The sequence below is a fragment of the Kangiella marina genome (assembly GCF_039541235.1).
Lineage (GTDB): Bacteria > Pseudomonadota > Gammaproteobacteria > Enterobacterales > Kangiellaceae > Kangiella > Kangiella marina.
Genome location: NZ_BAABFV010000002.1, coordinates 240489 through 252866 on the forward strand (window position 1 = coordinate 240489; position 12378 = coordinate 252866).

Annotated in this window: 11 protein-coding genes; 9 read left to right on the forward strand and 2 right to left on the reverse strand. The window is 43.5% G+C overall.

Annotation, left to right across the window (positions count from 1 at the left end; all coding sequences use genetic code 11):
- The 4 genes from ABD943_RS09280 (at position 1) to lpxC (ending at position 4563) form a co-directional block, all read left to right on the forward strand.
- The gene (locus ABD943_RS09280) at positions 1–786 is read left to right on the forward strand and encodes a cell division protein FtsQ/DivIB (protein WP_345292911.1); all 786 of its coding nucleotides are present in this window, start codon (positions 1–3) and stop codon (positions 784–786) included.
- A gap of 4 nt (positions 787–790) precedes the next feature.
- Positions 791–2017: a cell division protein FtsA gene (gene ftsA / locus ABD943_RS09285; RefSeq protein WP_223578395.1), complete on the forward strand. Its 1227-nt coding sequence runs from the start codon at positions 791–793 to the stop codon at positions 2015–2017.
- 118 nt (positions 2018–2135) lie between these two features.
- Entirely contained in the window at positions 2136–3296 is a 1161-nt protein-coding gene (gene ftsZ / locus ABD943_RS09290) for a cell division protein FtsZ (RefSeq protein WP_345293368.1), read from the forward strand.
- A 352-nt stretch (positions 3297–3648) separates the two neighbouring features.
- Positions 3649–4563 (forward strand): UDP-3-O-acyl-N-acetylglucosamine deacetylase, encoded by a 915-nt coding sequence (gene lpxC / locus ABD943_RS09295; protein WP_345292912.1) that lies wholly within the window; start codon positions 3649–3651, stop codon positions 4561–4563.
- Positions 4564–4604: 41 nt separating this feature from the next.
- Here the strand turns inward: lpxC and ABD943_RS09300 are convergent, their stop codons facing one another.
- Positions 4605–4919 (reverse strand): DciA family protein, encoded by a 315-nt coding sequence (locus ABD943_RS09300; protein ID WP_345292913.1) that lies wholly within the window; start codon positions 4917–4919, stop codon positions 4605–4607.
- Between the two features lie 148 nt (positions 4920–5067).
- On the opposite strand from ABD943_RS09300, the gene ABD943_RS09305 reads away from it, so the two are divergent.
- From ABD943_RS09305 to ABD943_RS09315, 3 genes are all read left to right on the forward strand, one after another.
- Positions 5068–5991 (forward strand): peptidoglycan DD-metalloendopeptidase family protein, encoded by a 924-nt coding sequence (locus ABD943_RS09305; protein WP_345292914.1) that lies wholly within the window; start codon positions 5068–5070, stop codon positions 5989–5991.
- 350 nt (positions 5992–6341) lie between these two features.
- Positions 6342–9056, forward strand: a complete 2715-nt coding sequence (gene secA, locus ABD943_RS09310; protein ID WP_345292915.1) for a preprotein translocase subunit SecA — start codon at positions 6342–6344, stop codon at positions 9054–9056.
- A 5-nt stretch (positions 9057–9061) separates the two neighbouring features.
- Positions 9062–9439 (forward strand): NUDIX domain-containing protein, encoded by a 378-nt coding sequence (locus ABD943_RS09315; RefSeq protein ID WP_345292916.1) that lies wholly within the window; start codon positions 9062–9064, stop codon positions 9437–9439.
- Here ABD943_RS09315 and yacG read toward each other — a convergent pair.
- Positions 9431–9640: a DNA gyrase inhibitor YacG gene (yacG, locus tag ABD943_RS09320; protein ID WP_345292917.1), complete on the reverse strand. Its 210-nt coding sequence runs from the start codon at positions 9638–9640 to the stop codon at positions 9431–9433. The genes ABD943_RS09315 and yacG overlap by 9 nt on opposite strands.
- A gap of 527 nt (positions 9641–10167) precedes the next feature.
- On the opposite strand from yacG, the gene ABD943_RS09325 reads away from it, so the two are divergent.
- Both ABD943_RS09325 and ABD943_RS09330 read left to right on the forward strand, forming a co-directional pair.
- Positions 10168–10611: a pilin gene (locus ABD943_RS09325; protein WP_345292918.1), complete on the forward strand. Its 444-nt coding sequence runs from the start codon at positions 10168–10170 to the stop codon at positions 10609–10611.
- A 104-nt stretch (positions 10612–10715) separates the two neighbouring features.
- Entirely contained in the window at positions 10716–12365 is a 1650-nt protein-coding gene (locus tag ABD943_RS09330) for a PglL family O-oligosaccharyltransferase (RefSeq protein WP_345292919.1), read from the forward strand.
- The last annotated feature ends 13 nt before the right edge of the window (positions 12366–12378 follow it).

Genomic DNA, 12378 nt, shown 5'->3' on the forward strand with positions numbered 1-12378 from the left:
ATGGCTAAGATGGCAACTCGAAGCGACAAAAAACAGCGTTCATTGGAAGGTTTTGCAAAGCCTTTAAAGTGGGTGGCTGGTTTGCTTGCGGGATCGCTGGTTGCCGTAGCATTGGTGTTTGGTGGGATTTGGGTATTCAGCATTAACACTGACAATGTCTTTCCGATTAAAAAGGTGGAATTGCAGAAGCATACGTTCACTGACGCGGTTGGCGTTTATGAGGTGTTGCGTAGCATTGAAGATCGCGGTTTCTTCACCATGGAAATGGAGCAGGTGGAAGTGAAACTGGTTGAGCTGCCTTGGATTAAGTCAGTGCAATTACGAAAAGTGTGGCCAGATACATTACAAGTCTCAGTGGTAGAGCATGAGCCGATGGCTTACTGGGGTGATGCCGGGGTGGTCTCGGTTGAGGGTGATGTTTTGTACCCCTCAGTGTTGCCAAAAGCGGAGTGGACACAGTTAAGTGGGCCGGACAAGTTAGCAAAAGATTTAACCGAACTCTTGAAACTGTATCAACAGCAGTTGCTAGAGAAAAATATGATTATTGAGCGCATGGAATTAAGTCAGCGTGGTGCTATTAGTTTGGTACTAACCGATGGCTTAGAAGTTCGCTTAGGTAATGTTCATGTGGAAGAGCGTATAGAGCGATTTATGCAGTACATCGATAGTGTAAAACAACAAAAAGAAGCCACTTTGGCATACGTTGATCTGCGGTATCAAAATGGTATGGCAGCGCAATGGGTAGAGAATGAAACGTCAGTCATAAATGACGGAGGCAGTAGATAAGACTATGTCGAAATCAACAGATAAACGATTAATTGTGGGGCTTGATATTGGTACATCAAAAGTGGTGGCCATTGTTGGGGAAGTCGGCGCTGATGACACCGTCGATATTATTGGCATAGGTTCACATCCATCGCGCGGTATGAAGAAAGGTGTGGTGGTGAATATTGAGTCTACTGTAGCCTCCATTCAGCGTGCAGTGGAAGAGGCTGAGCTGATGGCTGGCTGCCAGATTCATTCAGTCTATACCGGGATTGCAGGAAGCCATATCAAAAGCTTGAACTCTCACGGCATCGTGGCGATTAAAGATAACGAAGTCGCGCAGAGTGATGTTGACCGAGTTATTGACGCTGCGAAAGCGGTGGCGATTCCCGCGGATCAAAAGATTATGCACGTATTGCCACAAGAGTTTGTGATCGATAACCAAGAAGGTATTCGTGAGCCGATTGGGATGTCTGGTGTTCGATTAGAAGCGAAAGTACATATGGTGACAGGCGCTGTTAGTGCTGCGCAGAACATTACTAAATGTGTAGCGCGTTGTGGACTAGAAACGGAAGACGTGATTTTAGAGCAGTTAGCATCGAGTTACTCCGTGTTAACTGAAGATGAAAAAGAGTTGGGTGTTTGCTTAATTGATATTGGCGGCGGAACAACAGACATCGCCATTTTTACTGGCGGCGCGATCCGTCACACAGCGGTTATTCCGATTGCTGGCGATCAAGTGACAAACGATATCGCGGTTGCGCTTAGAACACCAACGCAACATGCGGAAGACATCAAAGTGAAATATGCGTGCGCATTGCGTCAGTTAACCAATCTGGATGAAACTATTGAAGTTCCCGGTGTAGGGGAGCGTCAGCCGCGCAGAGTGTCGCGCCAGATTTTAGCTGAAGTGGTTGAGCCACGTTACAGCGAACTCTTTGAATTGGTTCACGCGGAAATTCGCCGTAGTGGATTCGAGAATTTAATTGCTTCGGGCATGGTCATCACCGGTGGCGGTTCGAAGATGGAAGGTTTGATGGAGCTGGCAGAGGAAGTGTTCCACATGCCGGTTCGTCAAGGGATGCCACAACACATCAAAGGTTTGGTCGATGTTGTGCGTAATCCAATTTATGCCACGGGCGTTGGTTTATTGATTTACGGTAAACAAGACGTAGGCCATCACCGTGAACGAAATGTGACTGGTTTTAATGGGCTCTGGGAGCGCATGAAAAGCTGGTTTAGTGGATTTTAATAACGACGTTCATTCGTCGTAATTAAAGTGGAGAAATCACTTAGGGTCTTTGAACTTTTAACGCAAGACTTAAGTGAACATTGGCTAAACAATCGAAGGGGATATAGTTATGCCTAATATGTTTGAACTCGTAGATAGCTGCCAAAATAGCGCAGTAATTAAGGTCATTGGTGTTGGTGGCGGCGGTGGTAACGCTGTCGAGCACATGGTGAAAGCTAACATCGATGGTGTTGAATTTATTTGTGCCAATACGGATGCACAGGCGTTGAACTCGTCGACAGCGAAGACAACAATCCAAATTGGTCAAAACATTACACGCGGCTTAGGTGCTGGAGCTAATCCAGACGTAGGTCGTCAGGCTGCATTAGAGGACCGTGAGCGTTTGATGGAAGTGCTGCAAGGCTCTGATATGGTATTCATTACCGCAGGTATGGGCGGTGGCACCGGTACAGGCGCTGCTCCAGTAATCGCAGAGATTGCGAAAGAAATGGGCATCCTGACGGTCGCTGTGGTGACGAAACCGTTTAAGTTTGAGCGTAAAAAACGTATGAAACTGGCGGAAAACGGTATCGATGAATTACGCAATGTGGTTGATTCATTGATTATTATTCCAAACGATAAGTTAGTGGCTCAGTTTGCTGGACTACGTTTAACGGAAGCGTTTGCATCCGCTAACTCGGTATTGCATGGTGCTGTACAAGGTATCGCCGAGTTGATTACTTGTCCTGGTTTAATCAACGTTGACTTTGCGGACGTTCGTACGGTCATGGCTGAGCAAGGCCAAGCGATGATGGGTACCGGTATCGCGTCTGGTGAAGGCCGTGCCCAAGTGGCTGCTGACATGGCGGTGGCGAGTCCACTGTTAGAAGATGTGGACCTTTCTGGAGCACGCGGTATCTTGGTCAATGTGACAGCAAACGAAGAGTTCACGATTGATGAGTTTTCTGAGGTTTGTGAAGTTATCGAGGATATTGCCCATGAAGATGCTATCGTGGTCGTTGGTACTGCGATTGATGATTCGATGGGTGACGAAATGCGTGTAACCGTTGTTGCTACTGGCCTAGGTCAAGAAGCAGGTATGCGTCTAGTCGCTGACAATAAAGAGAGAGAAGTCCGTAAACCAAGCGGTGAACTTGACTTTAACAAGCTTGATGTTCCACCTGCGGCACGTAAGCAGGCTGGCGTTGAAGAGTCTGAAAGAACGCAAAAAGTAGCCGTTGGAAGCGATGTTGATAACTTCTTGGATATTCCAGCGTTCTTGCGTAAGCAAGCAGACTAACACAAGTTGAAAGCAGTAATGAACATTGGCAATGGAGAGAGATATGCCAACGCTAAGGAGTCAAGTGTTCTGATTCGATGAAACTAAACGCTTAACTCGCGTTCTAGAGCTAAGGAGGCACTCCCTTCGAGCCTCCTTAACTCACCTTGTTCTACATTCAGTGTTGATTAAGGGTGAACTTACGATAATCAGGGAATAGTGAGAATTTGTGTGGAAGATGCGAATTCAAACAAATGTTCAAAAAATGTTCAAAAATTATTCAAACAATAGAAATATTGTGGTAATATGCGCTAAAATTCAGACATCTTTCACCCTAAATTCTTGATTTATCAAGAAGTTGGAGAAACACCGAATGATACGACAACGTACGTTGAAAACAACCATTCGCGCCACTGGCGTAGGTTTACACACTGGAGATAAAGTGTATTTGACCCTACGACCAGCACCAGTGGATACAGGGATTGTGTTCCGTCGCGTTGATCTAGACCCAATTGTAGAAATTGATGCTAAACCTGAAAATGTGGGTGATACCACGCTTTCCACCTGTTTGGTGAAAGGTGATGTGCGTATTTCTACTGTCGAGCACCTTTTATCAGCAATGGCTGGTTTGGGGCTTGATAATGCTTACATTGATGTGTCTGCGCCTGAAGTTCCGATTATGGACGGCAGTGCGAGCCCATTTGTTTTCTTGCTGCAATCAGCTGGCGTGACTGAGCAGAATGCACCAAAGAAATTTATTAAGATTAAGAAAAAAGTGACTGTCGAAGACGGTGACAAAAAAGCAACGTTCGAGCCATTTGATGGTTTTAAAGTCGCTTTTACGATCGATTTTGATCACCCGGTATTTAAGAAAAGCAGCCAGACTTCTGTGATCGACTTTTCTACGACCTCTTTCGTGAAGGAAGTGAGTCGAGCGCGTACGTTTGGTTTTATGAAAGACATTGAGTTCTTGCGTGCCAACAACCTTGCGCTAGGAGGAAGCCAAGATAACGCTATCGTGATGGATGATTACCGTGTTCTTAATGAAGATGGTTTACGTTATGACGATGAGTTTGTTAAGCACAAGATTCTCGATGCAATCGGTGATTTATTCTTATTGGGCCATAGCTTGATTGGTTCTTTCACAGGCTATAAATCAGGACATGCGCTAAACAACCAGTTAATTCGTACGCTAATGGCGGATGAGTCAACGTGGGAACTGGCGACGTATGAAGATGCTAAAACAGCGCCAATTTCATACATCATGAACCCTGTGCTTTCTGTTTAATAAGAACTTAAACAAGTATTTAGCACCGGTATTTTTTACGATCAGATTTGACTTGGCTTTACTTTTATCTGAATATTAGCCAATGAGTAGTGGCCAGCCTTTCGTAGGTTGGTCAGTAAATCTGAAGAGATATAACGAAGTCGTGTACTCCAAGCTGCATTTTCCGCAGTGATGATTAGACTGGTTTGATTATACTCAGAGACCATACAGTGGTCTTTTAGCTCGTCAGGCAGTAATTTTTGTACATCTTCGTTTATGGATTTGAGGCTGTTGGATTGTTTCAATAGCCCTTTAAGCAAGCTGTCTGGCTTGCTAAGAATGTCAGCCACGGACTTGGCTCGGGAAGGACGCTTCATAAGCTTTATGCTTCTGGGCTTAGTGGGTGTTAGGTTACTATTGTAATCTGACGAACTTGAATTTGTCATCCGGTACCGCGGATAAAACCGCAAAAGATTGTAAACACGAGTGTTACAATTTCGATGACTTGAGTAACTTTGGTTGATTATGCGAATTACGATTATTAAAAGTGATCAGAAAGGAATCAAGGCTTTGGAATTAGGACGATCTAAGCTAGTGGTGACAGTACTACTGAGCATGCTCAGCTTGGTTGCTGTGGTTACTGCTACCTTCTATATCACTAAATGGGTTCTTCAGCAGGACTTAGTGAGTGAATCTGCGATCCAGAAATGGCAAGTCGAATTAACTCAGCAAAAAGAAGAGTTAGAGCGGGCTAAAAAATTATCGGAAGATAAAGTACAGGCATTGTCGAGCCGTTTGGCTTCGATGCAGGCACACATCCTGCGGTTAGATGCAGCCGGTGCGCGTTTAGCAGAGGAAGCCGGAATCACAGAAGAGTTTGGCTTTGGTGCGGCTCCTGCGATGGGTGGTCCGTCTGAAGGCGATAGCGCCGACAAGGCAACCTACCATGATGTTGCTTCTTCGTTGGATACGATTCAAAGTTCTATTGAAGCGAAAGAACAGCAACTCTTTGCGCTAGAGTCATTACTGCTTGATAAAAATATTAGTGCTGAGCAAAAAATTACTGGTCGTCCTGTTAATACAGGATGGTTATCATCGCCCTACGGTTATCGGGCAGATCCTTTCTCGGGTAAGCGTGCTTGGCATGCCGGGATCGACTTTTCAGCTTTAGCTGGCTCGGATGTGGTGGCTACCGCAGCAGGCGTAGTGACAACGGTTGAGCGCAAAGCGGGCTATGGAATTTTTGTTGAAGTTAGCCATGGTGATGGCTACACAACACGTTACGGTCATAATAAAGCCGTGTTGGTGAAGAAAGGTGACCTTGTTGAAAAGGGTGAAACCATCGCAAAAGTTGGCAGCACCGGACGATCGACCGGACCTCATGTGCATTACGAAGTCACTCGAAATGGTAAACGCGTCAACCCATGGCGTTATCTCAAAGAGTCGTAGACTTGCATTATACAGCCTAAAGCCGAGCATCAAGCTCGGCTTTTTTATAGCTTCGCTTTTTTTCGTCATTCTTAAATAGCCACTCCCTAAGTCTTAACCCTTCAAATAGTTACTCGTCAAATAGCCATTCCGAAATAGCAATGGATGCTATTGAAATTTCAGTTGATAACCCCCATAAGTTGGTGATACTTGCTCGAAAAGCCCGATCAGGCGTTTACAGCTTCTAGAATATCGGTACAATCGAGTGCTTAATGATAATTCCCTAAACAATTGTTGCTTCCTAGAACAAAGGTCTTGAGCCGAAAAAAGAGTCTACAGTTGTTTAATAACTTGATAAAAGAACCAATAGCATGAGTCTTCTTAGCAAAATATTTGGCAGTCGAAATCAACGCACAATTAAACGTATGGGAAAGCAGGTTGAGCGTATCAACCAGCTTGAGGCTGAGTTTGAAGCTTTAAGTGACGAACAGGTTAAGGCTAAAACCGAGGAATTCAAGCAACGTCTTGAGCAGGGTGAAAGTCTTGATGACATATTGCCAGAAGCGTTTGCCGCCGTTCGAGAGGCCAGTAAGCGTACGCTGGGTATGCGCCATTTTGATGTGCAATTGATTGGTGGTATGACTCTACACCAAGGAAAGATTGGTGAGATGCGAACTGGTGAAGGTAAGACGCTTGTGGCGACCTTGCCGGTGTATTTGAATGCTTTGTCAGGTAAAGGCGTTCACGTCATCACAGTGAATGATTATCTTGCACAACGTGATGCTGAGTGGATGGCGCCAGTTTATGATTTCCTTGGTATGTCTGTGGGGGTGATTTTATCAGGTCAAAGCCATGAGCAGAAAAAAGATGCTTATGGTTCAGACATTACCTATGGCACCAATAATGAATACGGTTTCGATTATCTTCGCGACAATATGGCGTTTGAGAAAGAACAGCGTGTACAGCGCGAACTCAACTTTGCCGTTATCGATGAGGTTGATTCGATTTTAATCGATGAAGCCCGAACACCTTTGATCATTTCTGGACAAGCTGAGGATAGCTCGGAAATGTATCGCGCCATCAATCAACTTATCCCCAAGCTCGAAGCTCAAGAGAAAGAGTCAGAGGAAGGCGAAGAAGATACGGGTGACTACACGATTGATGAAAAAGGCAAGCAAGCGAATCTGACAGAATTGGGTCAGGAGCGCATTGAAGACTTGTTGCGTAAAACAGGTTTGCTCCCTGAAGGGCAAAGTCTTTATAGCCCAGCCAGTATCATGTTGTTGCACCATGTTAATGCGGCATTGAGAGCGCATAAGCTCTTCAAAAAAGACGTTGATTACGTGGTTAAGGACAACGAAGTGGTTATTGTTGATGAGCATACTGGACGTACCATGCCGGGGCGTCGTTGGTCTGATGGTTTACACCAAGCGATCGAAGCCAAAGAAGGTGTGAACATTCAGAATGAAAACCAAACGCTAGCTTCAATTACCTTCCAGAATTACTTCCGCTTGTACAACAAACTCTCGGGTATGACCGGTACTGCAGATACTGAAGCCACCGAGCTTCATATGATCTACGGCTTGGAAGTTGTGGTTATTCCTACCAATAAGCCTATGCAGCGCTTAGACATGCCTGATTTGATTTACTTAAGCAAGGAAGAAAAGTACGCCGCAATTATTGAAGAGATTAAAGACCTGCAGGCGAAAGGCCAACCTATTTTGGTGGGTACTGTTTCTATTGAGTCTTCAGAGTTAATTTCTAAAGCGCTGAAAAAAGGCAAGATTAAGCACCAAGTCTTGAACGCGAAGTTCCATGCGAAAGAAGCCGATATTATTGCTCAAGCTGGTCGAGCTGGGTCAGTGACCATCGCGACTAACATGGCAGGGCGTGGTACCGATATCGTGCTTGGCGGTAACTTGCAGGCGGATATTGCTGCTTTGGGCGAAAACCCAAGTGACGATAAAATTGCTAAGGCTAAAGAAGAGTGGCAAAAACGCCATGATGAAGTGCTTAACGCGGGTGGTTTAGCGATTATTGGTACTGAGCGACACGAGTCTCGTCGTATTGATAACCAGCTACGTGGTCGTTCGGGTCGTCAGGGTGATCCGGGTTTAAGTCGCTTTTATCTATCACTTGAAGATGATCTGATGCGTATTTTCGCTTCAGAGCGTTTAGGCATGATGATGCAGCGTTTTGGGTGGGAAGAAGGCGAAGCGCTTGAACATAAAATGGTTTCTCGTGCTATTGAAAACGCTCAACGTAAGGTGGAGCAGCGTAACTTTGATATGCGTAAAAACCTGCTTGAATATGACGATGTGGCTAATGATCAGCGCCGAGTCATTTACGAGCAACGTAATGAGTTGATGGAATCTGATGATATTCAGGAAACCGTTGAAGATATGCGCTATGACGTGGTGCAGGATATTATAAGCCAATATGTGCCGCCACAGTCTATTGAGGAAATGTGGGACATCAAAGGATTAGAGCAGCGCGTTGACCAAGAGTTTGATATTGAGCTACCGATTCAGAAGTGGCTTGATGAGGACGACAAGTTTGCTGAAGAAGAGTTACGCGAAAAGCTTTACCAAGAAATCCAGTCTGGCTACGAAGCTAAAGAAGCAGCGCTGCCAGATCCAAAAATGATGCGTCAGCTGGAAAAGCAAGTCATGCTACAGCACCTTGATATGCACTGGAAAGAGCATCTTGGTAACATGGATCACTTGAGACAAAGTATCCACTTACGCAGTTACGCGCAAAAGAACCCAAAGCAAGAGTATAAGCGTGAAGCGTTTGAACTTTTCTCTGGCTTGCTAGATAACCTTAAACACGATGTTGTGACGGTGCTGTCGAAAGTTAAGTTCCGTATGCCTGAAGAAGTTGAAGCCATGGAGCGTCAACAGCGTGATTCATCACAGATGAATGCACAACACGATTCAGCTTCAGCGATGCCAGCAGAGCAAGAGAGTGAGACGCAGCGTCAGGCGGAAACCTTTGTTCGTGAGCAACCCAAGGTCGGACGAAATGAGCCATGCCCTTGTGGATCTGGTAAAAAATTCAAACATTGCCACGGAAAAGCCTCGTAAGAAATATGGCAGTCATTAAAGTCGCGGTCGCAGTCATTATTATTGCCGACCGCGTGCTTATTGCTAAAAGGGCAAAAAGCCAACATCAAGGCGGGCTTTGGGAGTTTCCCGGTGGAAAGTTCGAAAATGGCGAGTCGCTAGAGCAGGCTGCTCAAAGAGAGTGCTTTGAAGAGCTGGATATCATCCCAGCAAGCGTGGAACCTTTGACGGTGATCGAGCATGACTATGATGATAAGTCTGTGCGCTTGGAAGTTTGTGTAGTCAAAGATTATCTAGGTGTACCTAACGGAAAAGAAGGCCAGCCTCTTATATGGTGTCCGCGTCACCGATTAAGCGATTACCAGTTCCCTGAGGCAAATCAAGCCATCCTTAAGCTAATCTGAATTAGTATCCTCAGTTCTCGCCAATTCTTGTACTGTATTTGGGTCAAGTTGTTGTCCAGCAATTTTATGTCCTTCACTGGCCCATTCGCCCAGATCAATTAATTGACACCTTTTACTGCAAAAGGGTTTAAAGTCATTACTCCCAGTCCAGGCAACCGATTTTGTACAGGTCGGGCACTTTACAATCATTGTTTCAGACATAAATTAAGGCTTATTTGCTATGATATTGGCGTAAGGATACGCACATGAGGATGAAAAATCGAGAGTGATTGTTAAACTTTTGAGACAATGTAAAACTTTTCTTGGCTTTCAGAAGAACAGGTGTTTTTCTTAAAAGCTGTTTAAAAACAAGGGCATATATGAAAATAATGGTGTTTTAACCCTTGTTTAGGGCTTAAGTCTAAAGGCTAGAAGTGACAAATATTGTCAATAACAGCTGTAAATGGTTGATATTTAATCAATGAACTCGCTATAAATGATGCGACCTTGCATACAAATGTGACCTAAGTCATTGTTTTACTGGGTGTGTCGAGATATTTTACAATCGTTAGTTGCTATATTTGAATTGCACAGTTATATTTAGTTACAAGATTTGTTCAAACAGTTTCGTTCGTTTTGAGCGGCTTGTGCAAACTAAGTATGAGAACCTCTGAGGGATACTTAGAAACAGCAAATCTTGTATGAACAAATGAAATAACTTTTTTGTTAAATGTATAGGAGAGAGTCTCATGCAAACTAAAAAACAAGCGGGTTTTACCCTTATTGAATTAATGATCGTCGTAGCGATCGTCGGTATTTTGGCAGCAGTAGCAATTCCAGCTTACCAAGATTACATCAAGCGTTCTAAGGTATCTGAGTTGGCTGCAACTTTGGCTGCCTGTAAAACGTCTGTAGCTGAAACATACGCTTCAAATGGTAGCAATATTGCTTCGATTGATTCTGCAGATGCTGCTGGCTGCTCCACAACGGGTTCTCAGTATGTAACCCCTGCATCTCTAACAGTTACTGCAGGTGTTATTTCTGTGGAAGCACAGGCTATTGGTGCCGGTGTTGATGGTGAAACATTAACTCTTGCTCCTCAGTTTGCTGGTGGTGCAGGTACAGAAATGACTGGTTGGGTATGTGCTGGAACGATTGATTCTCGTTACAAGCCGGCTAACTGCCGTAACTAATTTAGTTTAGTTAAAAAAAGCGAGCTCCGGCTCGTTTTTTTTTGCCTATGAAATTATTGAGAAATAAATCGTTCACTTTTCTGAGCATACTGACAGTGTTGTCCTTGTTACCTTGGACAGAACTGCAGTCAGCAGGTGGCTTAGCTTTTATTCGTAACAATTTTACTTGGGTTTTAATCTGCATAGTTGTGGTTACGTCATTTATAAATGTATTAAATAAGAAAAAAGTAGTTTTTCCGAAGAGATCTTCCTTGTTGATTTTAGGGGTATTAATTGCAGTAGCACCTTTATACCTGAACCCAGCCGATACTTTTGATTACGGTAAATACTTACCTGTAGCGCTGATTCTATGTTTGCTGTTTTATTTGGCGTTATTTCAATATGAATTAAGTGATCATAGTTTAGAAACAATTTTATTAATATTTATTGGTATTGCTTTTAGTCAAGTGATTATTGCTTGCTGGCAATTATTCCATGACATAATGATGCAGTTGACAAGCAATGCCACTGAGATGGAGTTACCTAGATTAAAAGGAACTTTCAATCAAAGGAATTTACTAGCTAGTTTTATCACCACTGCCCTTGTCGTCGTATACTACTTGAAAGCCTCAAAAGAGGGGAGTCGATTATCTCGATACGAAAACAGCTTACCGTGTTTCCGCTATTCGTTTGAGGTGTTAGTTTTTCTTTCTGCATTCATACTTGTATTGACAAACTCAAGGGTTGGCTTGTATTCGTTGGTTGCGGCTCTTTTATTAATATTTGTTTCTTGTGGTCCGAAGTTTCCAAAAAAACATCTTAAGGTAATTGCTCCCATGCTGCTAGGAGGGCTAGCTTCATTGATATTTATGAGTACTTTTTTTAACAGTGAAGTAAAGGACTTTTCGAAAACACACAATCGAGAGCTAATTTACTCTACAGCTTTAAATGCAATAGAGGAAAAACCTTTGTTTGGGCATGGACTTGGAAGCTTTGAGAAAGTCTATTTGATAGGTTTAGAAAATAATTTGAACAATGAGGTAGTTAAAGCATCAACTCCTAGAGCTGAAAATCTTTCTCACCCACATAATGAGTTATTATATTGGGGAGTTCAGGGAGGACTGATTTCAATACTGGGGTTGGTTATTATATTAGTAGGCCTGTTGTTACCTGCCTTTACTGGGAAGAAGAAAGCTTTTGCAGGAGTAGCTCTATTAACACCAATTGGCCTTCATACCTTGGTAGAACTTCCATTTTATATTTCAGGGGCGCACTTACTACTGGCGATATTGCTTTTTTTCTATATAACCTCTAGTGCTAATGAGCTTAAAGTGTTTGAATTTAATGTAAGTCCCACTATTTCGAAATTTGGACGAGGTTTTGCTGGTGTTGTTGGTGCTGGTGTTGCGGTGGCATTGCTGCTAAATATCTACTCATTATATCAAGCTGTTGTGTTCGAAAAAGCGTTAAATAGAACTGAGCAACAGTTGAAAAAATCTATAGTGCATATAGGTTGGAGGCCAGAATATAATTCGTTGCTACTAAAGCATCGTGCCAATATTGCTGTTGAATCTGGAGAAAAGCAGCCAGTCATAGACTTTCTACAGTGGTTAGAAGAGCAGAATCAAATAAGTCCACGACTACAGTATTTTTTCAACCTTTATTACTCATACCAAATATTAGGCGAAAAAGAAAAAGCAGAAGATGTGAAGTTACAAATCGAGTGCTATTACACTGGAGTTAGGACAGCAGATGAGTGGCTTAAAAGTCATTAAACTAACCTTCAGA

Coding starts and splice junctions, on each gene's coding strand:
- ABD943_RS09325 (WP_345292918.1), top strand. CDS start 10,168: ATGCAAACTAAAAAACAAGCGGGTTTTACCCTTATTGAATTAATGATC.
- ABD943_RS09315 (WP_345292916.1), top strand. CDS start 9,062: ATGGCAGTCATTAAAGTCGCGGTCGCAGTCATTATTATTGCCGACCGC.
- ABD943_RS09305 (WP_345292914.1), top strand. CDS start 5,068: ATGCGAATTACGATTATTAAAAGTGATCAGAAAGGAATCAAGGCTTTG.
- ABD943_RS09280 (WP_345292911.1), top strand. CDS start 1: ATGGCTAAGATGGCAACTCGAAGCGACAAAAAACAGCGTTCATTGGAA.
- ABD943_RS09300 (WP_345292913.1), bottom strand. CDS start 4,919: ATGAAGCGTCCTTCCCGAGCCAAGTCCGTGGCTGACATTCTTAGCAAG.
- secA (WP_345292915.1), top strand. CDS start 6,342: ATGAGTCTTCTTAGCAAAATATTTGGCAGTCGAAATCAACGCACAATT.
- ftsZ (WP_345293368.1), top strand. CDS start 2,136: ATGTTTGAACTCGTAGATAGCTGCCAAAATAGCGCAGTAATTAAGGTC.
- yacG (WP_345292917.1), bottom strand. CDS start 9,640: ATGTCTGAAACAATGATTGTAAAGTGCCCGACCTGTACAAAATCGGTT.
- ftsA (WP_223578395.1), top strand. CDS start 791: ATGTCGAAATCAACAGATAAACGATTAATTGTGGGGCTTGATATTGGT.
- lpxC (WP_345292912.1), top strand. CDS start 3,649: ATGATACGACAACGTACGTTGAAAACAACCATTCGCGCCACTGGCGTA.